Source organism: Streptomyces lydicus (assembly GCF_001729485.1).
Classification (GTDB): Bacteria; Actinomycetota; Actinomycetes; order Streptomycetales; family Streptomycetaceae; genus Streptomyces; species Streptomyces lydicus_D.
Map to the genome: position 1 here is coordinate 403209 of NZ_CP017157.1, position 23801 is coordinate 427009.

23 protein-coding genes are annotated in these 23801 nt (G+C 71.3%); 19 read left to right on the forward strand and 4 right to left on the reverse strand.

What is annotated here, in order from left to right; all coding sequences use genetic code 11:
* Positions 1 to 387: 387 nt before the first annotated feature.
* Complete coding sequence (locus SL103_RS01785; RefSeq protein WP_069567005.1) at positions 388 to 591, reverse strand: cold-shock protein; 204 nt, start codon at positions 589 to 591, stop codon at positions 388 to 390.
* A gap of 249 nt (positions 592 to 840) precedes the next feature.
* Between SL103_RS01785 and SL103_RS01790 the strand changes: the two genes are divergently transcribed.
* Positions 841 to 1731 (forward strand): menaquinone biosynthetic enzyme MqnA/MqnD family protein, encoded by an 891-nt coding sequence (locus SL103_RS01790; RefSeq protein ID WP_069567006.1) that lies wholly within the window; start codon positions 841 to 843, stop codon positions 1729 to 1731.
* A gap of 10 nt (positions 1732 to 1741) precedes the next feature.
* Here SL103_RS01790 and SL103_RS01795 read toward each other — a convergent pair whose 3' ends face one another.
* Positions 1742 to 2809: an alpha/beta hydrolase gene (locus tag SL103_RS01795; RefSeq protein WP_069567007.1), complete on the reverse strand. Its 1068-nt coding sequence runs from the start codon at positions 2807 to 2809 to the stop codon at positions 1742 to 1744.
* Between the two features lie 146 nt (positions 2810 to 2955).
* Between SL103_RS01795 and SL103_RS01800 the strand changes: the two genes are divergently transcribed.
* From SL103_RS01800 to SL103_RS39140, 5 genes are all read left to right on the forward strand, one after another.
* The gene (locus SL103_RS01800; protein ID WP_069567008.1) at positions 2956 to 4683 is read left to right on the forward strand and encodes a serine/threonine-protein kinase; all 1728 of its coding nucleotides are present in this window, start codon (positions 2956 to 2958) and stop codon (positions 4681 to 4683) included.
* A gap of 121 nt (positions 4684 to 4804) precedes the next feature.
* Positions 4805 to 6004 (forward strand): cyclic dehypoxanthinyl futalosine synthase, encoded by a 1200-nt coding sequence (gene mqnC / locus SL103_RS01805; RefSeq protein ID WP_069567009.1) that lies wholly within the window; start codon positions 4805 to 4807, stop codon positions 6002 to 6004.
* A gap of 7 nt (positions 6005 to 6011) precedes the next feature.
* The gene (locus SL103_RS01810; RefSeq protein ID WP_069567010.1) at positions 6012 to 6611 is read left to right on the forward strand and encodes an imidazolonepropionase-like domain-containing protein; all 600 of its coding nucleotides are present in this window, start codon (positions 6012 to 6014) and stop codon (positions 6609 to 6611) included.
* Positions 6612 to 6685: 74 nt separating this feature from the next.
* Positions 6686 to 7387 carry a demethylmenaquinone methyltransferase gene (locus SL103_RS01815; protein WP_069567011.1) on the forward strand — a complete coding sequence of 234 codons (702 nt, stop codon included), beginning with the start codon at positions 6686 to 6688 and terminating at the stop codon, positions 7385 to 7387.
* A gap of 159 nt (positions 7388 to 7546) precedes the next feature.
* The gene (locus tag SL103_RS39140) at positions 7547 to 8503 is read left to right on the forward strand and encodes a hypothetical protein (RefSeq protein ID WP_279631128.1); all 957 of its coding nucleotides are present in this window, start codon (positions 7547 to 7549) and stop codon (positions 8501 to 8503) included.
* A 24-nt stretch (positions 8504 to 8527) separates the two neighbouring features.
* On the opposite strand, the gene SL103_RS01825 is transcribed toward SL103_RS39140, so the two are convergent.
* Positions 8528 to 9070: a GNAT family N-acetyltransferase gene (locus tag SL103_RS01825; protein ID WP_069567013.1), complete on the reverse strand. Its 543-nt coding sequence runs from the start codon at positions 9068 to 9070 to the stop codon at positions 8528 to 8530.
* Positions 9071 to 9211: 141 nt separating this feature from the next.
* Here SL103_RS01825 and SL103_RS01830 point away from each other — a divergent pair, with 141 nt between their 5' ends.
* Together SL103_RS01830 and SL103_RS01835 are read left to right on the forward strand one after the other, a co-directional pair.
* Positions 9212 to 10537, forward strand: coding sequence for a geranylgeranyl reductase family protein (locus SL103_RS01830; protein WP_069573285.1), 1326 nt, complete (start codon positions 9212 to 9214; stop codon positions 10535 to 10537).
* A gap of 156 nt (positions 10538 to 10693) precedes the next feature.
* A complete protein-coding gene (locus tag SL103_RS01835) occupies positions 10694 to 11149 on the forward strand; it encodes a carboxymuconolactone decarboxylase family protein (RefSeq protein WP_069567014.1) in 456 nt (151 codons plus the stop codon).
* Between the two features lie 101 nt (positions 11150 to 11250).
* Here SL103_RS01835 and SL103_RS01840 read toward each other — a convergent pair whose 3' ends face one another.
* Positions 11251 to 12045 (reverse strand): C40 family peptidase, encoded by a 795-nt coding sequence (locus tag SL103_RS01840; protein ID WP_069567015.1) that lies wholly within the window; start codon positions 12043 to 12045, stop codon positions 11251 to 11253.
* 726 nt (positions 12046 to 12771) lie between these two features.
* Between SL103_RS01840 and SL103_RS01845 the strand changes: the two genes are divergently transcribed.
* The 11 genes from SL103_RS01845 to nuoK are packed head-to-tail and all read left to right on the forward strand — an operon-like array spanning position 12772 to position 23792.
* Positions 12772 to 13131: an NADH-quinone oxidoreductase subunit A gene (locus SL103_RS01845; RefSeq protein ID WP_033271392.1), complete on the forward strand. Its 360-nt coding sequence runs from the start codon at positions 12772 to 12774 to the stop codon at positions 13129 to 13131.
* Between the two features lie 9 nt (positions 13132 to 13140).
* Positions 13141 to 13695 carry a NuoB/complex I 20 kDa subunit family protein gene (locus SL103_RS01850; RefSeq protein WP_030416193.1) on the forward strand — a complete coding sequence of 185 codons (555 nt, stop codon included), beginning with the start codon at positions 13141 to 13143 and terminating at the stop codon, positions 13693 to 13695.
* Positions 13692 to 14456, forward strand: a complete 765-nt coding sequence (locus tag SL103_RS01855; RefSeq protein ID WP_069567016.1) for an NADH-quinone oxidoreductase subunit C — start codon at positions 13692 to 13694, stop codon at positions 14454 to 14456. The genes SL103_RS01850 and SL103_RS01855 overlap by 4 nt, the downstream gene beginning before the upstream one ends.
* A complete protein-coding gene (locus SL103_RS01860; protein ID WP_069567017.1) occupies positions 14456 to 15832 on the forward strand; it encodes an NADH-quinone oxidoreductase subunit D in 1377 nt (458 codons plus the stop codon). The genes SL103_RS01855 and SL103_RS01860 overlap by 1 nt, the downstream gene beginning before the upstream one ends.
* Positions 15833 to 15882: 50 nt before the next feature.
* Positions 15883 to 16737: an NADH-quinone oxidoreductase subunit NuoE gene (gene nuoE, locus SL103_RS01865; protein WP_069567018.1), complete on the forward strand. Its 855-nt coding sequence runs from the start codon at positions 15883 to 15885 to the stop codon at positions 16735 to 16737.
* Entirely contained in the window at positions 16737 to 18119 is a 1383-nt protein-coding gene (gene nuoF, locus SL103_RS01870; protein WP_069567019.1) for an NADH-quinone oxidoreductase subunit NuoF, read from the forward strand. Before nuoE ends, nuoF begins: the two co-directional genes overlap by 1 nt.
* On the forward strand, positions 18116 to 20641 hold the full coding sequence (locus SL103_RS01875; protein ID WP_069567020.1) for an NADH-quinone oxidoreductase subunit G: 2526 nt from the start codon (positions 18116 to 18118) through the stop codon (positions 20639 to 20641). Before nuoF ends, SL103_RS01875 begins: the two co-directional genes overlap by 4 nt.
* Positions 20638 to 22026, forward strand: a complete 1389-nt coding sequence (gene nuoH, locus SL103_RS01880; RefSeq protein ID WP_069567021.1) for an NADH-quinone oxidoreductase subunit NuoH — start codon at positions 20638 to 20640, stop codon at positions 22024 to 22026. Before SL103_RS01875 ends, nuoH begins: the two co-directional genes overlap by 4 nt.
* Positions 22019 to 22636, forward strand: coding sequence for an NADH-quinone oxidoreductase subunit NuoI (gene nuoI / locus SL103_RS01885; protein WP_208869791.1), 618 nt, complete (start codon positions 22019 to 22021; stop codon positions 22634 to 22636). The genes nuoH and nuoI overlap by 8 nt, the downstream gene beginning before the upstream one ends.
* Positions 22633 to 23496, forward strand: a complete 864-nt coding sequence (locus SL103_RS01890; protein WP_069567023.1) for an NADH-quinone oxidoreductase subunit J — start codon at positions 22633 to 22635, stop codon at positions 23494 to 23496. Before nuoI ends, SL103_RS01890 begins: the two co-directional genes overlap by 4 nt.
* On the forward strand, positions 23493 to 23792 hold the full coding sequence (gene nuoK / locus SL103_RS01895) for an NADH-quinone oxidoreductase subunit NuoK (protein WP_018090964.1): 300 nt from the start codon (positions 23493 to 23495) through the stop codon (positions 23790 to 23792). The genes SL103_RS01890 and nuoK overlap by 4 nt, the downstream gene beginning before the upstream one ends.
* Positions 23793 to 23801: the final 9 nt, after the last annotated feature.

The following is a 23801-nucleotide window of genomic DNA, read 5'->3' on the forward strand; positions in this document are numbered from 1 at the left end:
CAGGTTTACCGGGGCGGGCGCGGGCGCGGAGTGCGGGCCGTACCGGCCGCCGCCGCGGCCCGTACGGCCGGCCCGGCCTGCTCCCGGGGCCCGTCCTCCGGCCGGTTCCGTACCCGGCCGGTGCCGTTACCCGCCGGCATTCTTTCCGCGCCGGAGAAAGCGGGGGAGTTCGTGCGGAGAGGGGGCGCGGAGGTGGCCGAAAACGCTCTTAATCCGCCCGTCGGCAAGAGTTCATGCCACCGTCGTTCAAGCCGCCCGGAGTCGGTGCACCTGCAAAGGCGGCGCGGGGAAACAAAAGGCAGGAGCCCCGCTCGCCACCTGAGTGGCGGAGCGAGGCTCCTTGGGTACTACTTTGGTGCGACTCGGAAAGATTCCGGGCCGGGCAACTTACTGCGGGGTCACGTTCTCCGCCTGCGGGCCCTTCGGCCCCTGGGTGACGTCGAAGTTCACCTGCTGGTTCTCCTCGAGGGAGCGGAAGCCGGAGGCGTTGATCGCGGAGTAGTGGACGAAGACATCCGGGCCGCCGCCGTCCTGGGCGATGAAGCCGAAGCCCTTTTCAGCGTTGAACCACTTGACGGTTCCGGTAGCCATAAGCCCTCCTTGGGCCAAAGGGTTGCCCTGCTCCAGAACCTGCAAACAAGTCTGAAAACTACAAAAGCCTGCGGGTTACATGCTCCGCAGGCTCTGTACTGCAAGGGAAACCAAACTGCAACTTGCGCTGAGCCTAGCATGGTGGACTCGTGAGGCGGAAGAGCCAAAGATCACGTTTAACCGTCAGCACTAACGTCCATAGGTTGCCCCGCCGCGGCGGGGCGAGTGCGGCAGGTCTAGCCTCCGCATGTGGACAATTCAACCTTCGGAGACGCACCCGCAGGAGCCGACGCCGATCACCGTCGCAGCCGGCCGCGAGTGGGCCACATCCAGTTCCTGAACTGCCTGCCCCTTTACTGGGGCCTCGCCCGTACGGGCACCCTGCTCGATCTGGACCTCAGCAAGGACACGCCCGAGAAGCTCAGCGAACAGCTGATCCGCGGCGAGCTCGACATCGCGCCGGTCACGCTCGTGGAATTCCTGCGCGCCGCCGACGACCTGGTCGCCTTCCCGGACCTCGCGGTGGGCTGCGACGGCCCGGTGATGTCCTGCGTGATCGTCTCGCAGAAGCCGCTCGACCAGCTCGACGGCGCCCGGGTCGCGCTCGGCTCGACCTCGCGCACGTCCGTCCGGCTGGCGCAGCTGCTGCTGGCCGAGAAGGTCGGTGTGCGGCCGGACTACTACACCTGCCCGCCGGACCTCGGCCTGATGATGCAGGAGGCGGACGCGGCGGTGCTGATCGGCGACGCCGCGCTGCGCGCCAATCTGCACGACGGGCCGCGGCTGGGCCTGGAGGTCCACGACCTCGGCCAGATGTGGAAGGAGTGGACCGGGCTACCCTTCGTCTTCGCCGTCTGGGCGGCCCGGCGCGACTACCTGGAGCGCGAGCCGGCCGTGGTGCGGAAGGTGCACGAGGCGTTCCTCGCCTCCCGCGACCTGTCCCTGGAGGAGGTCTCCAAGGTCGCCGAACAGGCGGCGCGCTGGGAGACCTTCGACGAGCCGGTGCTGGAGCGGTACTTCACCACGCTGGACTTCCGCTTCGGGGCCGAGCAGCTGCGCGGCGTCACCGAGTTCGCCCGGCGGGTCGGGCCGACCACCGGGTTCCCGGCCGACGTGAAGGTCGATCTGCTCACCCCGTAGGGCGCCGCGGTCAGGGCCTGAGCCGCGGGCCGGGGTGCCGGTCGGCGGTCCCGGCCCGCGGCCCGGCGGTGTACGTGCGGTCCGGGCGGTCCTCGGGGGCCGGGCCGCGCAGCACCTTGCCGATCGCCTCCAGGCTCGCCTCCCGCATGCCCCTGACGTAGCCCTTGGCGTTGTGGCCGCCGCCCTGGATGACGTGCAGGGAGGCCGTGACGGGCCCCTTGGCGTAGCAGCGGATGAAGCGCTCCAGGCCGGCCCGGCCGCGTTCCTCCGTCCCTATCTGGAACTGGAGGTGCACGGGCGGGGCGCCGGCGCGGGCGGACAGTCGCGCGGCGAGGCGCTCGGGGTCGTTCGCGCGCCTCTCCCGCTCGTGGCCCCGCCAGAGGGGCGAGTCCGGCCGGAGGTCCGGCCCGCTGGCGATCACCGCCCGGAAGCGGTCCGGGTACTGCAGCACCGTCTTGAGGCCGACGAAACCGCCGGACGAGGACCCCATGAGGGCCCAGCCGTCGCGGCTGGCGAACGTCCGGAAGGTGGCTCTGACCAGGTCGGGGACGTCGTCGGACAGCCAGGTGCCGATCTTCGGGTGGCCCGGTATGTCGCTGCCGTCGTAGTAGTGGCGCGGGTCGGGGTTGAGCTGCGGCATGACGAGGACGAACGGCTTGCTGCGGCCCAGCGCGGCCAGGTCGGTGACGGCCTGTTGCAGCCCGAGGCGGGGGCGGTTCCAGTAGTTCGAGGGGTAGCCGCGGCCGCCGGGCAGCGCGATCAGCACCGGGAACGCGCTGTCCCGGTAGCGCTCCTGGTAGTACTCCGGCGGCGCCCAGGCCCACACCTTGCCGGTGAAGCCGGACTTCTTCCCGTGGAGCGTGGTGACGCCGATCCTGGTGCCGTCGGCGAGGGTGCTCGCCATACGGAACGGGGCCTGCGGGTGGCCCGCGAGCGGCCGGCCGAAAGCCATCGGCCGCCCGGTGTCGGGGAAGACGTTCCCGTATTTGACGACGGGGAAGAGGGCGAGCCCCAGGGCCGCGAGGACCGCGCCGAGGAGGCGGGCCCGTCTCCTTCGCTCGGGGTGGGACACGGGCACGGGTTCTCTCCGGTTCTCTCCGGGCGGGTCCTGGGGGCGGGATGGTCGGTTACCTCCTGTTTGAGGGGAAAGGCAGCTGACGGGTTCAGGGAGCCCGGCATGACATGGGTCATAAGCTGGGCGCGGGGTATCGAGGGGGAGGCGCCATGGAGCCGCTGGCAGCGGACGACCCACGGGTTCTGGGCGGGTACCGGCTGCTCGGCCGGCTCGGCGCGGGCGGGATGGGCCGGGTCTTCCTCGGGCGCAGCGCCGGTGGCCGCACGGTCGCCGTCAAGGCCGTCCACGCGCACTTCGCCGTCGACGACCAGTTCCGGGCCCGCTTCCGGCGGGAGATCGAGGCGGCCCGCAAGGTGGGCGGCGCCTGGACCGCGCCCGTACTGGACGCCGATCCGGACGCCGCTGTTCCGTGGGTCGCCACCGGCTACGTCGCCGGACCCTCGCTCGCCCAGGCCGTCACCGACGCCGAGCCGCTGACCGAACACTCCGTCAGGACCCTCGGTGCGGGACTGGCCGAGGCGCTGGCGGCGGTGCACGCGCTCGGGCTGGTGCACCGGGACGTCAAGCCGTCCAACGTGCTGCTGACCCTCGACGGGCCACTGCTGATCGACTTCGGGATCGCCCGGGCCACGGACGGCACCGCGTCGCTCACCTCCACCGGGGTGTCGGTGGGCTCACCCGGCTACATGGCGCCCGAGCAGATCCTCGGCAAGGGCGCCGCGGGCGCCGCCGACGTGTTCTCGCTCGGCGCGGTGCTGGCCTTCGCGGCGACCGGCAGCAGCCCGTTCCGCGGCGACTCGTCCGCCGCCCTGCTCTACAAGGTCGTCCACGAGGAACCCGAACTCGGCACCCGGCTCACCGGCGGGCTGCGGGAGTTGGTGACCGCCTGCCTCGCCAAGGACCCCGCGCACCGCCCGGCGCCGGCCGAGCTGGCGGCCCGCCTCGCGGGGGACGGCGGCGCGGCCGGCCTGGTACGGGCCGGCTGGCTGCCCGGCCCCCTCGTGGAACGCGTCACCCGTCAGGCGGTGGAGCTGCTGAACCTCGACGCGGCGGGCGGGGCAGGGGAGTTCGGGCCGCCGGACCCTTCGTACGGGGCGGGCCGCGGTGCGGGGGCCGGTGGTGAAGCGGCCTCGGGGCTGGTGCCGTTCGACGCCCCGGCGCAGGTCCACTCGGCGGAGGGGGCGGTGCCGCCGGGTGCCCCCTGGCCCGTCGCCGGAACGACCGGTGCCGGCCACCCGCCCACCGCCGCCCGTGTCGCCGATCTGCCCACCGGGGCGCCCCCGCTGACCGCCCCGAAGGAGCGGCGGATCGCGCTGTCCGGTGCCGCCGGGGGCGCGGCCCGCCCACGGCGGGTGAGCTGCACGCTGGTGCTCTCGGTGGCCGGTGCGCTGGCCGCCGCGACGACCGCGGCGTTCGTCTTCCAGCTGCTGCCGGGGCTGGGCGGCAGCGCCTCCCGGGACCAGGCGGGCGCCGAGCCGCCGGGCGACCGTACGCCGTCGGCCCGGCCCTCCGTCCCCGGCGGCCGGCCCGTCGTCCGCAAGCCCTTCCTCGGCACCTGGACGGGCAGCGTCACCACCTCGCACGGCATCCCCAACGGCACGATGACCAGCACCATCACGGCCGGCGGCAAGGGCGACTACGTCATCCGCACCACCTACGACGCGGTGCTGGTGCGCTGCGAGGCGAAGGCGAAGCTGGAGTCGGCCACCGCGCGTCGCCTGGTGCTCGTCGAGCGGCCGGACGGCCGGCAGGGGCCCGGCTGCACCGGCAACACCTCCCGCGTGACGTACACGCTCACCAAGGACGGCGGCTCGCTCGCGTTCGCCTCCGCAGACCCCGCGGGCGGCGCGCCGAAGGCCACCCTCACGAAGCGCTGAGCGGGCTCCGGGGCCGCCCGCGTCAGCGCTCCGCCGGCCCGGCCCGGCCGCCAGCGAGGCTGTCGGAGGGCTGACGTAGGCTGGTTCAGTCGTGATGCCCGCCTGCGAAAGGGACGCCCCGGTGACCGAGAACGCCGACCTCCAGTCCGTACTCGACCGCGCCGCGCAGGGCGGTCGCATCACGCCGGAGGAGGCGCTCGACCTGTACCGCTCCGCGCCGCTGCACGCGCTGGGCAAGGCCGCCGACGCCGTACGCCGCCGCCGGTACGCCGGTACCGAGCACATCGCGACGTACATCATCGAGCGCAACATCAACTACACCAACGTGTGCGTGACGGCCTGCAAGTTCTGCGCCTTCTACGCCGCGCCCAAGGACACCGCCAAGGGCTGGACCCGCGACCTCGACGACATCCTGCGCCGCTGCGCGGAGACCGTCGAACTGGGCGGCACGCAGATCATGTTCCAGGGCGGCCACCACCCGGACTACGGCGTCGAGTACTACGAGAAGCACTTCTCGGCCATCAAGAAGGCGTTCCCGCAGCTGGTCATCCACTCCCTCGGCGCGTCCGAGATCGAGCACATGGCCCGGATCTCCGGGGTGTCGGTGGAGGAGGCGATCCAGCGGATCCACGCCGCCGGCCTCGACTCCTTCGCGGGCGCGGGTGCCGAACTCCTCCCGGCCCGCCCCCGCAAGGCCATCGCGCCGCTGAAGGAGTCCGGCGAGCGCTGGCTGGAAATCATGGAGGCGGCCCACCGGCTGGGCGTCGAATCCACCTCCACGATGCTGATGGGCACGGGCGAGACCAACGCCGAGCGGATCGAGCACCTGCGGATGATCCGTGACGTGCAGGACCGGACGGGCGGCTTCCGCGCGTTCATCCCGTACACCTACCAGCCGGAGAACAACCACCTGAAGGGCCAAACGCAGGCCACGCTCTTCGAGTACCTCCGCATGATCGCCATCGCGCGGATCTTCCTCGACAACGTCGCCCACATCCAGGGCTCCTGGCTGACCACCGGCAAGGAGATCGGCCAGCTGTCGCTGCACTACGGCGCGGACGACCTCGGCTCGATCATGCTGGAGGAGAACGTGGTCTCCTCGGCCGGCGCCAGGCACCGCTCCAACCGCATGGAGATCATCGACCTGATCCGCAAGGCGGGCCGGGTCCCGGCGCAGCGCGCGACGACGTACGAGCACCTGGTCGTGCACGACGACCCGGCCAACGACCCGGTCGACGACAAGGTCGTCTCGCACTTCTCCTCGACCGCCATCGAGGGCGGCACCGCCCACCCGGAGCTGAAGCTCGTCGAGGCCAAGTAGGCGCCGGGTGCTGACACTTCACCGCGTGCGGGGGGTCCGGGTGGCGCCGGACGGCCCGTCGGTCCCCGGGCACGCGGTCGTCGTCGACGGCACCCGCCTCGCCGCCATCGGCCCGTACGAGGAGCTGGCGGCGGCGTACGGCGTGACGGCCGCCGCCGAGCCGGGAGCTCCGGGCGGCCGGGCCCGGGTCCGTGAGTGGGACGGCATCGTCACCCCCGGCCGGCACGAACCCGACGGCGCGGCGCTGCTGGAGGCCGCCTACCACCCCGACCCGCGCGAGGCCGGCGCACTGGGCAGCGAGCCGCTCACCGGCGCGGCGCTCGCCGCCCTCGGGGACAGTGAGGCGGGCATGCCCGAGTCCCGCTGGGGCGCCAGCGCCCGCCGCGGACTGCAGCGTCTGCTGGCGGCCGGCACGACCTCACTGACCGGCCCGTTCACCCGTCCCGCGGTCCGTACGGCCGTCCAGCGCTCCGGCCTCCCGGAACGGCCCGGCCCGGACCCGCGGCCGCTGACCGTCGGCGGCCCGGCCACCTTCGCGATCGTCGCCGACGACGGCACCGCCCTGGCCACCGTCGTGGCCGGCCGCCTCGTCCACCGCCGCCACTGACCCCCGGACCACCGGGCGGCGGGTCGGCGCATGCCCGGTGCGGGCGCCGGCCGCCCACGGTGGACAATGGCCGGGTGACCCGAGCATCCCTGGACAAGCAGCCGCACGAAGTCGCCGCGATGTTCGACGACGTGGCGGCGCGGTACGACCTCACCAACGACGTGCTCTCCCTGGGGCAGGCGCGGTTGTGGCGCAAGGAGGTGGACCGCGCGGTGGCCGCGCGGCCCGCCGAGCGGGTGCTCGACCTCGCGGCCGGCACCGGCACCTCCTCCCTGCCGTTCGCCCGCACCGGTGCGTACGTCGTGCCGTGCGACTTCTCCGTCGGCATGCTGCGGGAGGGCAAGAAGCGGCACCCGTGGCTGCCGTTCACCGCGGGGGACGGGACCCGGCTGCCGTTCGCGGACGGGGTCTTCGACGCCGTCACCATCTCGTTCGGGCTGCGCAACATCCAGGACACCGACGCGGCGCTGGCCGAGCTCCACCGGGTCACCAAGCCCGGCGGCCGGGTCGTGATCTGCGAGTTCAGCGAGCCGACCTGGGCGCCCTTCCGGACCGTGTACACCGAGTACCTGATGCGCGCGCTGCCGCCGGTCGCCCGCGCGGTGAGCAGCAACCCGGACGCGTACGTCTACCTCGCGGAGTCCATCCGCACCTGGCCCAACCAGCCCGAGCTCGCCGCCCGGATGCAGACCGCGGGCTGGCGCAAGGTCGCCTGGCGCAACCTCACCGGTGGGATCGTGGCGCTGCACCGGGGGACGAAGCCGCTCGGGGAGTGAACGGCGGCGCCGTCGGGGGACGGCGCCGGTGGCGGACGCCCGGGTTGAGAAGGAGCAGCGGGGGCCGGCCGGCGGGAACCGTGTGTGCAGCAGTGGTGTCTGTACGTACATTCAGCCGCGGCAGCCGTTCGCTCTGCCCTTGACCCTCCGGAGTCCGTCTTGCCGTCGTTCTGCCCGGACTGTGGTTCCTCCGCGCCGCCCGAGGCGCGTTTCTGCATGGGGTGCGGGCGGCTGCGGCAGGCTGCCGGCGCGGCCACGCCGGCCGTCCCGGCGACCCCCACCGCCCCGGATCTCCCGGCGCTGGTCCCGGACGTCACACCGGCCGCCCCGTCCGGCTCGGCCCGGCCCTCGCGCCGGGTGCTGAAGTGGGTGGCGATCGGGCTGGCCGCCTTCCTGGCCGGCGGAGTCGCCACCGCCGCCGCGCTGTACGTCGGGGACCGCGGCGGCAGCGGTCACCGCGCCGACCGGGCCGGCACACCGTCCGGGGCCACCACCCGGGCGCCCGGCCCCGGCCCGTCAGCGGACGCGTCCCCCACGGCCACCACGACCGGGAACCCGACCGGCTCCCCGACCGGGAACCCGACCGGCTCCCCGACCGGGAACCCGACGGGCGCCCCGGTCGGGGAGCCGAGTGGCGGCCCGACCGGTGGCCCGGCCGCCGCCCTGCCCGCCGGCTTCGTCCGGAGGTACGACCCCAACGGCTTCTCGCTCGCCGTGCGGAGCGACTGGCAGCGCTCGCCGAAGGGCACCCAGACCGACTACCGGGCGCCGGTCGGCGAGCAGTACCTGCGCGTCGGCGTCATCGCCGCCGCGCCGCAGTCGTCGTACGAGAACTTCCTCGGCATGGAGCGGGGCGCCAGGAAGCGGGTCGACTACCAGCGGGTGGAGATGCGGAAGAACACCTTCCAGGACCGCCCGGGGGCCCGCTGGGAGTTCACCTACGTCAATGACGCGGGGGACACCGTGCACGCTGTCGACCAGGCGTACGTCGCCGCCGACGGCACCGAGTACAGCATCTATTACGAGTGCCCGGAGGCGCTGTACGCCCCGGCCGCCGACCAGGTCTTCAGCACGGCGCTGGCCACCTGGTCGGTGAGCGCCACGGACGTGGACTGACCGGGTACGGCACGGGCGGCCCGCTCACAGCTCCAGCCGGTGGCAGCAGGCCGTCCGGTTCTCCCCCGGGGGGATCACCGTCTCGGCCGGCCGCATGCCCAGACGCCGGGTCACCGCGATCGACCGCTCGTTGCGGGTGTCCACCACCGCGACGACGTGGCGGACGCCGGCCGCCCGTACGGCCGCGAGTGCCGCCTCCGCCGCGGCGGTGGCGTACCCGCGGCCCCAGTACGCCCGGCCCAGCCGCCAGCCGATCTCGATCTCGCCGGCCGGGCCCCAGTCGCGCGGCCACGGCTGGGCGCCGGTGAAGCCGATGACCGCGCCGTCCGCCGGGTCCAGCAGGGTGTACAGGCAGAAGCCCAGCTCCGCGTGGTGCCGGCGCTGGCGTGCGGTGAGCTCCTCGTAGACCGAGAGTTCGGCGGGGGAGCCGCCGTGGTACTCCATCACCTCGGGGTCGTTGAAGACCCGGTGCCAGTTCAGGGCGTCCTCGTCGGTGGGGACCCGCAGTTCGACGGCGGGCGGCACGGGGGATGCGGGGGGCGCGGTGGCGGGCTTCGCGGTCTTCATGGGACAACCCTTCAGGTTCTGATCACCAAGGCCCCCATAGACTGCACATGCCCGGTGCCGGTCGGCACCCAGATATCCAGATATCGACTTCCGGGAGACCACGCCGTGACCGAGTCCGCGCCTGCGTCCGAGTCCGCATCCGTGTCCGAGCCCGCGTCGGTGACCGGCTCGCGGGCCGGTTCCGGGAGCACCGCCTCCTCGGAGCGCACCGCGGACGTGATCGTCGTCGGTGCCGGGCCGGCCGGCTCGGCCACCGCCTACCACCTCGCCAAGTCCGGCCTGGACGTCCTCCTTCTGGAGAAGACCGCGTTTCCGCGCGAGAAGGTCTGCGGCGACGGCCTGACGCCGCGCGCGACCAAGCAGCTGGTCGCGATGGGCATCGACATCTCCGAGGAAGCCGGCTGGCTGCGCAACAAGGGCCTGCGGATCATCGGCGGCGGCTCCCGGCTCCAGCTGGATTGGCCGGAACTGGCCTCGTTCCCGGACTACGGCCTGGTGCGCAAGCGTGACGACTTCGACGAGCAGCTGGCCCGGCAGGCGCAGAAGGCCGGGGCGCGGCTGTACGAGCGCTGCAACGTGGGCGCGCCCGTCATCGACGAGCTGACCGGCCGGATCACCGGTGTGCACGCCAAGCTCGGCGAGGAGAAGACCCCGGTCACCTTCCACGCCCCGCTCGTCGTCGCCGCGGACGGCAACTCCACCCGGCTGTCGCTGGCGATGGGGCTGCACCGCCGCGAGGACCGGCCCATGGGCGTCGCGGTCCGTACGTACTTCACCTCGCCCCGGCACGACGACGACTACCTGGAGTCCTGGCTGGAGTTGTGGGACCGGCGCGGCGCCCAGGACCGGCTGCTGCCGGGCTACGGCTGGATCTTCGGCATGGGCGACGGCACGAGCAACGTCGGCCTCGGCATCCTCAACTCCAGCTCCGCGTTCCGGGAACTGGACTGGCGCGAGATCCTCAAGGCGTGGTGCGCGTCCATGCCGGAGGACTGGGGCTACACGCCGGAGAACATGACCGGACCGATCCGCGGTGCCGCGCTGCCGATGGCCTTCAACCGCCAGCCGCACTACACCAGGGGCCTGCTGCTGGTGGGTGACGCGGGCGGCCTGGTCAACCCGTTCAACGGTGAGGGCATCGCCTACGCGATGGAGTCCGGCGCGATCGCCGCCGAGGTCATCGTGCAGGCGCACGCCCGCGCCACGTACGCCCAGCGCGAGCTGGCCCTGCAGCGCTACCCGAAGATCCTCAAGGACACCTACGGGGGCTACTACTCGCTGGGCCGCGCCTTCGTGAAGCTGATCGGCAACCCCAAGGTCATGCAGATCGCCACCCAGCGCGGTCTGACCCACCCGCTGCTGATGCGCTTCACCCTCAAGATGCTCGCCAACCTCACCGACCCCACGGGCGGCGACGCGATGGACCGGATCATCAACGGGCTGAGCAAGGTGGCCCCGCGCTCGTGACGCCCCGGCCGGCGCCGGCGGGGGGACCCGCGCCGGCGCCGGTCCCGGCAGCGGGCCGCCGGCCGCCGGCCGAAAAAACCTCGCCCCGTCCCGTCACACTCTCCGGCCGGGATCCGTCAGTGCGGTAACGACGAGATCCTGATGAGGAGAGCAGTGATGGAAGCACGCATGAAGAACCCCGCAGTGGTCCTTCCCGAGGCCATGCAGCCCCTTCTCGACGTGGTCAAGGCCACCCGTAAGGCCGGGGTGCCGGAGGAGACGCTGGAGCTGGTGCACCTGCGGGCCAGCCAGATCAACGGCTGCAGCTACTGCGTCGACGGCGGCGTCAAGAACGCCCGTAAGGCGGGCGTCAGCGACGACAAGCTCTTCGCGGTGGCCGCCTGGCGGGAGGCGCCCTACTTCACGGACGCCGAGCGCGCCGCCCTGGCGCTGACCGAGGCGTCCACCCGCCTCGCGGACAGCTCCGACCCGGTGCCGGACGCCGTCTGGGACGCGGCCGCCGACCACTTCGACGAGCGGCAGTTGGCGGCGATCATCCTGACGATCGGCGTCACCAACCTCTTCAACCGCCTCAACGCGACCACCAGGCAGCCGGCGGGAGCGGGCTGGTAACCACCGGCTCCGTTCCGTGGGCCGGCGGGCTACGGCGAAGGACCGCCTCTCCCGGGCGGCGGGAGGGCGGTCCTTCGTGCGGAACCGAAGAGGCGGTGGTCCTACAGGACGCGCACCGCACCGGTCGGCATGTCGTAGCTGAGCGGACGCTCGACGATGCCGGTGCTCGGGTTCTGGGCGCCGATGAACTTGCCGCCACCGACGTAGACGCCGACGTGGTAGGCGCTGCCCGCGCTGCCCCAGTAAAGGAGGTCGCCGACCTGGAGGTTGTCCAGGCCGACCTGGGTGCCGGCGGTGGACTGGTCCTGCGAGACGCGCGGCAGGTCGATGCCGATCTGGCTGAACGCGGCCTGGGTCAGGCCGGAGCAGTCGTACGACGAGGGGCCGCTGGAGCCGAGCACGTACGCCTTGCCGAGCTGGGCCTTGAGGAAGGCGACGAGCGTGGCGGTGGAGCCGGTGGCGGACGACGGGGCGGACAGCGTGGTCCGCTCGGCGGAGCGCGAAGCCCGGGCCTGCGCGGCCTCCTTGGCCTTGCGCGCCTCCTCGGCCTTCTTCTTGGCCTCGGCCTTGGCCTTCTTCACGGCCTCGGCCTTGTGCTTCTCAGCGGCCTTGGCGGCCTGCGAGAGGGCAGTGTCCTGGAGCGCCTGCCGCTCGTAGTTGAACGCGACCTGCTCGGCGGTGTCGGCGCTCCTGGCGGCGCTGGTGGCCAGCGCCGTCGTGATCGTCGGCATCTCCTGCGTTTCGGAGACGGGCTTTTCCGCGGCGTTCGCCGGCACGGTCGCGCCGGTCACCGCGAGGGTGAGGAAGCCACCGGTCACGCCCGCGCGCAGCGCCCGGGAGGACGCGGAAGGGCGGCGGGGCTTCCGGTGGCTGGGTATGAGTGCGTTCGGGGACATGGCAATAACGGCTATCAGGCGCCCCAGGTTGCTGCCAAGAAAGGTGCAGTGCGCCACACTTGACGCGTACGCGACGAACAAAAGGGACTTTTGGCCGCCGGTCGAGTCGTCGGCGGGATGTCCGTATTTCGCGATCATGTTCCTACGCACGGCATTTGCTGCTCGGTGCGGGCTCACAAGGCGCTTACCACTTCTTCACGCGCCACGCCAAGGCTTCCCGGGCGTCAAGGACTTAGCCCCCGAAATCGCGTGGGATAGGTCACTCTTGAGTGTCCGTTATGTTCCCGTGATCCGGCGCCGCGGGGTCGCTCGTGAACGGAGGCACGTACCGACGATCACGACCGGGTCACGGCCGCGCCGCGTCGACGGCCGCGCCCCCTATAGCAGTTGAGGGTGCCCAGCGCCAATTTGCCTGCCAGGGCTACCACTTGATATTGGCCAAACGGGCCTGACCAGCGGTAACCCAGGAAATTGTCACCTCTCGTGATCACTCGCGCGCTTCACGTATGAAGATCACCGCTCATCCGACTTCATGATCCTTCGCCGGGTGGTGGAGATCACAAAGGCGTTGTTCACCCCCGTGTCGCAGATCACAGACCAGCGGGCATAAGATGCAGGCGGCTCGGGCTTGTGAACTGCCTCACATACGCACGATCTCTACGGGGCGATTCAAAGGGCCCGAGCGGACCGCCATCCAGTCATCGTCGACTGAAGGGAGCGAGGACGGTGAACGCTTACGCGCCCATCCTCGTACTGGGAGCCCTCGGGGCAGGCTTTGCGATCTTCTCCGTCGTCATGGCCGCCCTCGTCGGGCCCAGGCGCTACAACCGGGCCAAGCTCGAGGCGTACGAGTGCGGAATCGAACCGACGCCGACACCGGCCGGAGGCGGTCGCTTCCCGATCAAGTACTACCTGACGGCGATGCTCTTCATCGTCTTCGACATCGAGATCGTCTTCCTCTATCCCTGGGCCGTCACCTTCGACGCCCTGGGGCTATTCGGGCTCGTCGAGATGCTCCTCTTCGCGCTCACCGTCTTCGTCGCCTACGCCTATGTATGGCGTCGTGGCGGCCTGGAATGGGACTAGGGGCCACCCATGGGACTTGAAGAGAAGCTGCCCAGCGGCTTTTTGCTGACCACCGTCGAACAGGCCGCGGGCTGGGTGCGCAAATCCTCGGTCTTCCCGGCGACCTTCGGGCTGGCCTGCTGCGCGATCGAGATGATGACGACCGGCGCCGGGCGCTACGACCTGGCCCGCTTCGGCATGGAGGTCTTCCGCGGCTCACCGCGCCAGGCGGACCTGATGATCGTGGCCGGCCGGGTGAGCCAGAAGATGGCCCCCGTCCTGCGGCAGGTCTACGACCAGATGCCGAACCCCAAGTGGGTGATCTCCATGGGGGTTTGTGCCTCCTCGGGCGGAATGTTCAACAACTACGCGATCGTCCAGGGCGTCGACCACATCGTCCCCGTCGACATCTACCTGCCGGGCTGCCCGCCGCGTCCCGAGATGCTGATGGACGCCATCCTCAAGCTGCACGACAAGATCCAGCACACCAAGCTCGGGGTCAATCAGCAGCAGGCCGCCCGCGAGGCCGAGGAAGCGGCGCTCAAGGCGCTCCCGCTGATCGAGATGAAGGGGCTGCTGCGGTGAGTGAGCGGAAGAACCCCGAAGGTCCCGGGCCGAACGGCACCGAGGACGCCGTCCCGGCGCAGCGCGACGACACCGGCGAGGTGATCGCCACCCGCCGCGGGATGTTCGGCGCCGACAACGGCGGCGACACCAGCGGCTACGGCGGCCTGGTACGGACCGTCCGGCTGCCCGGCGCGTCGCAGCGGCCGTACGGCGGGCCGGGCGGTGGCGAGGAGGGCTTCGGCGCGTTCGACGAGATCGCCGACGAGCTGGAGGGCGCCCTCGAGGAGCAGGGACTGATCCCCGAGAACGTCATCGACAAGACCGTCGTCGACCGCGGCGAGCTGACCTTCCACATCGAGCGGGAGCACTTGCCGGTCGTCGCCAGGACCCTGCGCGACGACCCGGCGCTGCGCTTCGAGCTGTGTACCGGCGTCAGCGGGGTGCACTTCCCCGGCGACAAGGGCCGCGAGCTGCACGCCGTCTACCACCTGCGCTCGATCACCCACAACCGGCTGATCCGGCTGGAGGTCTCCGCCCCCGACAGCGACCCGCACATCCCCTCGCTCGTCGGCGTCTACCCGACCAACGACTGGCACGAGCGCGAGACCTACGACTTCTTCGGCCTGATCTTCGACGGCCATCCTGCGCTGACCCGGATCATGATGCCCGACGACTGGCAGGGCTTCCCGCAGCGCAAGGACTACCCGCTCGGCGGCATCCCCGTCGAGTACAAGGGCGCCCAGATCCCGGCTCCCGACCAGCGGAGGTCGTACAGCTGATGACTACTGCACCGCACTCCCACTCCTCGGCGGGCCGCCACACCGCGAGCGACTTCGACACGACCGAGTCCCTCGCCCGCGAGACGACCGAGGGGACGGTCTACAACGTCTCGGGCGGGGACTGGGACGAGATCGCGGCGTCGGTCGTGAAGTCCGACGACGAGCGGATCATCGTCAACATGGGGCCGCAGCACCCCTCCACGCACGGCGTGCTCCGGCTGATCCTGGAGATCGACGGGGAGACCGTCACCGAGGCCCGCTGCGGCATCGGCTACCTGCACACCGGCATCGAGAAGAACCTCGAATTCCGGACCTGGACGCAGGGCACCACCTTTGTCACGAGGATGGATTACCTCACCCCCTTCTTCAACGAGACGGCCTACTGCCTGGCCGTGGAGAAGCTCCTCGGCATCACCGGCGACATCCCCGACCGCGCCTCCGTCATCCGCGTGATGCTGATGGAGCTCAACCGGCTGTCGTCGCACCTCGTCGCCATCGCCACCGGCGGCATGGAGCTGGGCGCCACCACGATCATGATCTACGGCTTCCGGGACCGCGAATTGATCCTGGACATCTACGAGCTGATCACCGGCCTCCGGATGAACCACGCCTACATCCGGCCCGGCGGCCTGGCCCAGGACCTGCCCCCGGGCGCCGTCGACCAGGTCCGCGCCTTCGTGAAGAAGATGCGCAAGAACCTTCCCGAGTACGACAAGCTCGCCACCGGCAACCCCGTGTTCAAGGGGCGCATGGAGGGCATCGGCTACCTCGACCTGGCCGGCTGCATGGCCACCGGCGCCACCGGCCCGATCGTGCGCTCCGCGGGCCTGCCGCACGACCTGCGCAAGTCCCAGCCGTACTGCGGCTACGAGGACTACGAGTTCGACATCCCGACCGCGGACACCTGCGACTCCTACGGCCGGTTCCTGATCCGGCTGGAGGAGATGCGCCAGTCGCTGCGGATCGTCGAGCAGTGCCTGGACCGGCTGGAGCCGGGCCCGGTGATGGTCGCGGACAAGAAGATCGCCTGGCCCGCGCAGCTGGCCCTGGGCCCGGACGGCCTGGGCAACTCCCTCGACCACATCAAGAAGATCATGGGCACCTCGATGGAGGCCCTGATCCACCACTTCAAGCTGGTGACCGAGGGCTTCCGGGTCCCGCCCGGCCAGGCGTACGCGGCCGTCGAGTCACCCAAGGGCGAGCTGGGCGTGCACGCGGTCAGCGACGGCGGCACCCGCCCCTACCGGGTGCACTTCCGCGACCCGTCCTTCACCAACCTGCAGGCCATGGCGGCGATGTGCGAAGGCGGCCAGGTCGCCGACGTGATCGTGGCCGTCGCGTCCATCGACCCCGTGATGGGAGGCGTCGACCGGTGACCACTGTGTCTTCCCGGGGCCAAACCCCCGAACCCCCGACCAGCTTGGGGATGCCCGCGCTGCCGGCCCCCGACTACCCGGCCGAGGTACGGGCCCGGCTGGCGGCGGACGCCAAGGAGGTGATCGCCCGCTACCCCGGCCCGCGCTCGGCGCTGCTGCCGCTGCTGCACCTCGTACAGGCCGAGGAAGGGCACGTCACCCGCACCGGCATCCGCTTCTGCGCCGAACAGCTCGACCTCACCACCGCCGAGGTCACCGCCGTCTCGACCTTCTACTCCATGTACCGCCGCAAGGCCGGCGGGGACTACCAGGTCGGGGTCTGCACCAACACGCTGTGCGCGGTGATGGGCGGGGACGCCATCTTCGAGGAACTCCAGGACCACCTCGGCGTCGGCAACGGCGAGACCACCGAGGACGGCGCCGTCACCCTCGAACACATCGAATGCAACGCGGCCTGCGACTTCGCTCCCGTCGTGATGGTCAACTGGGAGTTCTTCGACAACCAGACACCGGAGTCCGCCCGGCAGCTGGTCGACGACCTGCGCGCGGGCCGGACCGTCGAGCCCACCCGCGGCGCCCCGCTGTGCACCTTCAAGGAGACCGCGCGGATGCTCGCCGGATTCCCCGACGAGCGCCCCGGCGCCGTCGCGGCCACCGGCAGCGCAGGCCCCGCCTCCCTGATCGGGCTGCGCCTGGCCAAGGGGGAGGTGGCCCCCGGACGCGGCACCGACGGAGCCGGCCACGTCGTCTCGCCCCGCACCGCCGCCCCCGCCGAGGAACCGCCCGCCGGCCACCCCGGCGAACAGGCACCCCCGGGGCACCCCAGTTCGCACGACGCCCCGCAGGAAACCTCGGCCTCCGACGACCAGCACCCGGCCGGGCCCACCGCAGAGGAGGGGGAGTGATGACCGTGGCAGCCGATTACGGGGGCGCGTCCCGGCCGCAGGCCGGGGGAGAGGCGAGCCCCGAAAAGCTCCTCGCACCCGTCCTGTCCGCCTTCTGGGACCAGCCGGAATCCTGGACCCTGGAGACCTACCGCCGGCACGAGGGCTACGAGGGCCTGCGCAAGGCGCTCGCGATGCCCCCCGACGACGTCATCGCCTACGTCAAGGACTCCGGGCTGCGCGGCCGCGGCGGCGCGGGCTTCCCCACGGGGATGAAGTGGCAGTTCATCCCCCAGGGCGACGGCAAACCGCACTATCTAGTTGTCAACGCGGACGAATCGGAGCCCGGGACCTGCAAGGACATCCCCCTCCTCTTCGCCAACCCGCACTCCCTCATCGAGGGCATCGTGATCGCCTGCCATGCGATCCGGTCGAACCACGCCTTCATCTACCTGCGCGGTGAGGTCGTACCCGTCCTGCGCCGGCTGCACGAAGCCGTGCGCGAGGCGTACGCGGCGGGCTTCCTCGGGAAGAACATCCTCGGCTCGGGACTCGACCTGGACGTGATCGTGCACGCGGGCGCCGGCGCGTACATCTGCGGTGAGGAAACCGCGCTGCTCGATTCCCTGGAGGGCCGTCGCGGACAGCCCCGGCTGCGTCCTCCCTTCCCCGCGGTGGCCGGCCTCTACGCCTGCCCCACTGTCGTCAACAACGTCGAATCCATCGCGTCGGTTCCCGCGATCCTGAACAAGGGCAAGGACTGGTTCAGGTCGATGGGCAGCGAGAAGTCCCCGGGCTTCACGCTGTACTCGCTCAGCGGCCACGTCGCCCGCCCCGGCCAGTACGAAGCCCCGTTGGGCATCACGCTGCGCCAGCTGCTCGACATGAGCGGCGGCATGCGCCGCGGCCACCGGCTGAAGTTCTGGACGCCGGGCGGCTCCTCGACGCCGATGTTCACCGACGAACACCTCGACGTCCCCCTGGACTACGAGGGCGTCGGCGCGGCCGGTTCGATGCTCGGCACCAAGGCGCTGCAGTGCTTCGACGAGACCACCTGCGTCGTACGGGCGGTCACCCGCTGGACCGAGTTCTACGCCCACGAGTCCTGCGGCAAGTGCACGCCCTGCCGCGAAGGGACGTACTGGCTGGTGCAGTTGCTCCGCGACATCGAGGCCGGCAAGGGCGTGATGGGCGACCTCGACAAGCTGAACGACATCGCCGACAACATCAACGGCAAGTCCTTCTGCGCCCTCGGTGACGGCGCCGCCTCGCCGATCTTCTCCTCGCTGCAGTACTTCCGCGAGGAGTACGAGCAGCACATCACCGGCAACGGCTGCCCCTTCGACCCCGCCAGGTCGACCCTGTGGGCCGACAACGACGCTCACCTGGGGGTGAACGCATGACCGTCACCACAACGGGGTCGAACAGCGGCTCCGCCGCGGTCCCCCCGGAGGACCTCGTCACCCTGACGATCGACGGCATCGAGATCTCCGTCCCCAAGGGGACGCTGGTCATCCGCGCCGCCGAACTCCTCGGCATCGAGATCCCGCGCTTCTGCGACCACCCGCTTCTGGACCCGGCGGGCGCCTGCCGGCAGTGCATCGTCGAGGTCGAGGGCCAGCGCAAGCCGATGGCCTCGTGCACGATCACCTGCACCGACGGCATGGTCGTCAAGTCGCAGCTGACCTCCCCGGTGGCCGAGAAGGCCCAGCGCGGGGTGATGGAGCTGCTGCTGATCAACCACCCGCTGGACTGCCCGGTCTGCGACAAGGGCGGCGAGTGCCCGCTGCAGAACCAGGCGATGCAGGTCGGCGCCCCGGAGTCGCGCTTCGAGGGCAAGAAGCGCACCTTCGCCAAGCCGGTGCCGATCTCCACCCAGGTGCTGCTGGACCGCGAGCGCTGCGTGCTGTGCGCGCGCTGCACCCGCTTCAGCAACCAGATCGCCGGCGACCCGATGATCGAGCTGGTCGAGCGCGGCGCCCTCCAGCAGGTCGGCACCGGAGAGGGCGACCCCTTCGAGTCGTACTTCTCCGGCAACACCATCCAGATCTGCCCGGTGGGCGCGCTCACCTCCGCCGCGTACCGCTTCCGCTCCCGCCCGTTCGACCTGGTCTCCTCGCCGTCGGTGTGCGAGCACTGCGCGGGCGGCTGCGCGACCCGTACGGACCACCGGCGCGGCAAGGTCATGCGCCGGCTGGCCGCCAACGACCCCGAGGTCAACGAGGAGTGGATCTGCGACAAGGGGCGCTTCGCCTTCCGCTACGCGCAGCAGCGCGACCGGCTGGAGCACCCGCTGGTACGCGACCGGGAGACCGGTGAACTGCAGCCGGCGAGCTGGCCGGAGGCACTGGCGGCGGCGGCCGGCGGGCTGGCCGCGGCCCGGGACCGCACCGGTGTGCTGACCGGGGGCCGGCTGACCGTCGAGGACGCCTACGCCTACGCCAAGTTCGCCCGGATCGCGCTGCACACCAACGACATCGACTTCCGGGCGCGGGTGCACAGCGCCGAGGAGGCCGACTTCCTGGCGGCCAGGGTCGCCGGCCGCGGCCGGGACCTGGACGGCGGCGGGAGTTCCCCGGAGGCCGGGGGCGTCACGTACACCGCCCTGGAGCAGGCGCCGGCCGTGCTGCTGGCCGGCATCGAGGCGGAGGAGGAGGCGCCGGGTGTCTTCCTGCGGCTGCGCAAGGCGCACCGCAAACACGGGCAGCGCACCTACGGACTGGCCAGTTATGCCTCGCGCGGCCTGATCAAGGCCGGCGGCACACTGCTGCCGGCCGCCCCCGGTACGGAAACGGAATGGCTGGACGCGCTGGCCGGCGGGGTCGGACTCGACGGCGAGGGGCACACCGCGGCCGAGGCGCTGCGCGCGGACGGCGCGGTGATCGTCGTGGGCGAGCGGCTGGCGGCGGTGCCCGGCGCGCTGACCGCCGCGGTCCGCGCCGCCTCCGCCACCGGCGCCCGGCTGGTGTGGATCCCCCGGCGGGCGGGCGAACGGGGCGCCGTCGAGGCGGGCGCGCTGCCCGGTCTGCTGCCCGGCGGCCGGCCGGCCACCGATCCCAGGGCCCGCGACGAGGTCGCCGCCGCCTGGGGCGTGGCCGCCCTGCCGCACCGGCACGGCCGCGACACCGGCCAGATCATCGAGGCCGCGGCGACCGGCGAACTCGGCGCGCTCCTGGTGGCCGGCGTCGAGGTCGCCGACCTCCCGGACCCGGCCCGGGCGCTGACCGCCCTGGAGGAGGTCGGCTTCCTGGTCAGCCTGGAACTGCGGCCCTCACAGGTCACCGAGCGGGCGGACGTGGTCCTCCCGGTGGCGGCCGTCGTCGAGAAGGCCGGCACGTTCCTCAACTGGGAGGGCCGGGCGCGGATGTTCGAGGCGGCGCTCAAGCCGGACCAGATGACCCGACGGCATCTGCAGCCGGACTCCCGGGTCCTGCAGATGCTCGCCGACGCCATGGACGTCCACCTGGGGCTGCCGGACCTCCGCTCCGTACGCCACGAGATGGACCGGCTCGGCAGCTGGGACGGCGCGTACGCCGGCGGGCCCCTGGAGACGGGCCGGCCGCTGCCGCGCCCGGACACCGGCGAGGCGGTACTCGCCGGCCACCGGCTCCTGCTGGACCAGGGTCTGCTCCAGGAAGGCGACGAGGCGCTGGCCGGCACCCGGCACGCCGCCGTCGCCCGGCTGTCCCCGACCACCGCGGAGGAGACCGGCGTCAAGGACGGTGACCTGCTGGCGGTCAGCGGGCCGTCCGGCGCGGTCCACCTGCCGCTGCGGGTCACGCCGATGCCCGACCGGGTGGTGTGGCTGCCGCTGAATTCCACGGGCGGTGGCGTCGCCGCCGACACCGGGGCGCTCCCCGGTGACCTGGTGAAGATCTCCGCCGTCCCGGGCACGCCGGAGCCGGCCAAGGAGGTGGACGCATGATGCAGCTCGCTCACCTGGCCGCCGCGCCGACCGCGCTGGCCCAGGAGGACCTGTCGATGTTCGGCCGCGACCCGTGGTGGCTGATCGTCATCAAGGCGGTCTTCTGCTTCGCGTTCCTGATGCTGACGGTGCTGTTCTCGATCGTCTGGGAGCGCAAGGTCGTCGCCTGGATGCAGCTGCGCATCGGCCCCAACAGGCACGGGCCCTGGGGGATGCTGCAGTCGCTGGCCGACGGCATCAAGCTGATGCTGAAGGAAGACCTGATCGTCAAGCGGGCCGACAAGGCGGTGTACATCCTCGCGCCGGTCGTGGCGGCCATCCCGGCTTTCATGGCGGTCGCGGTGATCCCCTTCGGGCCGGCCGACAACGAGGTGTCGATCTTCGGCGTCCGCACCCCGATGCAGCTGACCGACCTGCCGATCGGCATCCTCTACATCCTGGCGACGGCCTCGGTCGGCATCTACGGCATCGTGCTGGCGGGCTGGTCCTCCGGCTCGACGTACCCGCTGCTCGGCGGCCTGCGGTCGTGCGCGCAGATGATCTCGTACGAGATCGCGATGGGCATGTCGTTCGCGGCGGTGTTCCTGTACTCCGGGTCGATGTCGACGTCGACCATCGTGGAGGCGCAGCAGGACCGCTGGTACGTGCTGCTGCTCCCGGTGTCCTTCATCATCTACATCGTCGCGATGGTGGGCGAGACCAACCGCGCGCCGTTCGACATGCCGGAGTCCGAGGGCGACCTCGTCGGCGGCTTCAACACCGAGTACTCGTCGATCAAGTTCGCGATGTTCATGCTCGCCGAGTACATCAACATGGTCACCGTCTCGGCGGTCGCGGTCACCCTCTTCCTCGGCGGCTGGAAGGCCCCCTGGCCCGTCTCCACGTTCTGGGCGGGCGCCAACCACGGGTGGTGGCCGCTGCTGTGGTTCGTCATCAAGGTGCAGCTGCTGCTGTTCTTCTTCATCTGGCTGCGCGGCACGCTCCCGCGGGTGCGCTACGACCAGTTCATGAAGCTGGGCTGGAAGGTCCTCATCCCCGTCTCGATGGTCTGGCTGATGCTGGTCGCCACCGTCCGGGCGCTGAAGAACGAGGGCTACGACTTCTCCCAGATCGTGCTGTACGTCGCCGGCGGCGCGGTGGCGCTGCTGCTGATCTCCCTCGTCGTGGACTTCTTCCGGCGCGGTGAGGTGGCGGAGGAGACCGACGGAGACGGGGAGTTCGACCCGATGGCCGGCGGTTTCCCCGTACCGCCGCTGCCCGGACAGAGCCTGCCGCCGGTGCCGCGCCGACGGCCGCGCCGGGACCGGGAGTTGATTGTCAGTGGTCGGGTGGACACTGTCAGTGACGGAAATGAGACCGACGGAAAGGGGGGCGACGGTGCCTGAGTTCCAGAACCCCGTGGCCGGCTTCGGCGTGACCTTCAAGGCCATGTTCAAGAAGCGGCTGACCGAGCAGTACCCGGAGGAGAAGAAGCCGACGGCGCCGCGTTTCCACGGCCGCCATCAGCTCAACCGCCATCCGGACGGGCTGGAGAAGTGCATCGGCTGCGAGCTGTGCGCCTGGGCCTGTCCGGCGGACGCGATCTACGTCGAGGGCGCGGACAACACCGACGAGGAGCGCTACTCCCCGGGCGAGCGGTACGGCCGCGTCTACCAGATCAACTATCTGCGCTGCATCCTGTGCGGCCTGTGCGTCGAGGCGTGCCCGACCCGTGCGCTGACCATGACCAATGAGTACGAACTCGCCGACCGGTCCCGCGCCTCGCTCATCTACACCAAGGAAGAGCTGCTCGTCGGGCTGGCGGAGACGATGGTCGACTCGCCGCACGCGATCTACCCGGGCATGACGGAGAAGGACTACTACAACGGGCTGGTCACCGAGGCCGCCCCGGGGACGGTCCGTCAGGAGCCGGTCTCCAAGGGCGGGAAGCCGCAGGAGGCCGCCGCGACGACCGGTCCGGCCGAGCCCGCGGCGCGGGAGGTGACCGAGCGATGAGCACCCTCGCCGCCGCGGCCTCCACCGGTGAGGCCGTCCAGTTCTGGCTCCTGGGCACGGTCGCCGTCATCGGCGCGCTGTGCACGATCCTGATGAAGCGGGCCGTGCACAGCGCCCTCTCGCTGGCCGGCACCATGATCGTCCTGGCGGTCTTCTACCTCGCCAACGGGGCGTACTTCCTCGGCGTCGTCCAGATCGTCGTCTACACCGGCGCGATCATGATGCTGTTCCTCTTCGTCGTCATGCTGGTCGGCGTCACGGCCGCGGACTCCCTCAAGGAGACGCTCAAGGGCCAGCGCTGGCTCGCCGCCGGACTGGGCATCGGCTTCGGCATCCTGCTGATCGCCGGCATCGGCAACGCCTCGCTCAAGGAGTTCAACGGCCTGGGCGAGGCCAACGCCGGCGGCAATGTGCAGGGCCTGGCCGCGCTGATCTTCACCAAGTACGTCTTCGCCTTCGAAATCACCGGCGCCCTGCTGATCACCGCCGCCGTCGGCGCGATGGTGCTCACCCACCGGGAGCGCACGGAGCGCGCCAGGACGCAGCGCGAACAGTCCGAGGCGCGGATCCGCGAGGGCAAGCAGGTCCCGCCGCTGCCCGCGCCGGGTGTCTACGCCCGGCACAACGCCGTCGACATCCCGGGCCTGCTGCCCGACGGCACCCCGTCCGACCTGACCGTCAGCCCGACGCTGCGCGAGCGCGGCCAGATCCGCGACGTCTCCGGTGAGTCGCTCGCCGAACTGAAGGCACTGGAGCGGCGCACCGAGGACTGGCTGGGGCGCACGTCCGGGGAGGAACCCCGGCCCTCGTCGTCCGGCGGTACGACGCCGACGGAGCGCAAGGAGGAGGCGAAGAAGTGAATCCCGTCTACTACCTCTACCTCGCCGCCCTGCTGTTCACCATCGGCGCGGCCGGGGTGCTGATCAGGCGGAACGCCATCGTGGTGTTCATGTGCATCGAGCTGATGCTCAACGCCTGCAATCTCGCCTTCGTCACCTTCTCGCGGATGCACGGGAATCTGGACGGCCAGATCATCGCCTTCTTCACGATGGTCGTCGCCGCGGCCGAGGTCGTGGTCGGCCTGGCGATCATCGTGTCGATCTTCCGCACCCGTCATACGGCCTCGGTCGACGACGCCAGCCTGATGAAGCTGTAAGGGGTCGCA

Excerpts from the sequence above, each read along its gene's own strand:
- SL103_RS01860 (WP_069567017.1), top strand. The coding sequence starts at position 14,456 with ATGACTACTGCACCGCACTCCCACTCCTCGGCGGGCCGCCACACCGCG.
- SL103_RS01825 (WP_069567013.1), bottom strand. The coding sequence starts at position 9,070 with ATGAAGACCGCGAAGCCCGCCACCGCGCCCCCCGCATCCCCCGTGCCG.
- SL103_RS01890 (WP_069567023.1), top strand. The coding sequence starts at position 22,633 with ATGAGCACCCTCGCCGCCGCGGCCTCCACCGGTGAGGCCGTCCAGTTC.
- SL103_RS01785 (WP_069567005.1), bottom strand. The coding sequence starts at position 591 with ATGGCTACCGGAACCGTCAAGTGGTTCAACGCTGAAAAGGGCTTCGGC.
- nuoE (WP_069567018.1), top strand. The coding sequence starts at position 15,883 with ATGCCCGCGCTGCCGGCCCCCGACTACCCGGCCGAGGTACGGGCCCGG.
- SL103_RS01850 (WP_030416193.1), top strand. The coding sequence starts at position 13,141 with ATGGGACTTGAAGAGAAGCTGCCCAGCGGCTTTTTGCTGACCACCGTC.
- SL103_RS01835 (WP_069567014.1), top strand. The coding sequence starts at position 10,694 with ATGGAAGCACGCATGAAGAACCCCGCAGTGGTCCTTCCCGAGGCCATG.
- SL103_RS01875 (WP_069567020.1), top strand. The coding sequence starts at position 18,116 with ATGACCGTCACCACAACGGGGTCGAACAGCGGCTCCGCCGCGGTCCCC.
- nuoH (WP_069567021.1), top strand. The coding sequence starts at position 20,638 with ATGATGCAGCTCGCTCACCTGGCCGCCGCGCCGACCGCGCTGGCCCAG.
- nuoF (WP_069567019.1), top strand. The coding sequence starts at position 16,737 with ATGACCGTGGCAGCCGATTACGGGGGCGCGTCCCGGCCGCAGGCCGGG.
- SL103_RS01800 (WP_069567008.1), top strand. The coding sequence starts at position 2,956 with ATGGAGCCGCTGGCAGCGGACGACCCACGGGTTCTGGGCGGGTACCGG.
- SL103_RS01840 (WP_069567015.1), bottom strand. The coding sequence starts at position 12,045 with ATGTCCCCGAACGCACTCATACCCAGCCACCGGAAGCCCCGCCGCCCT.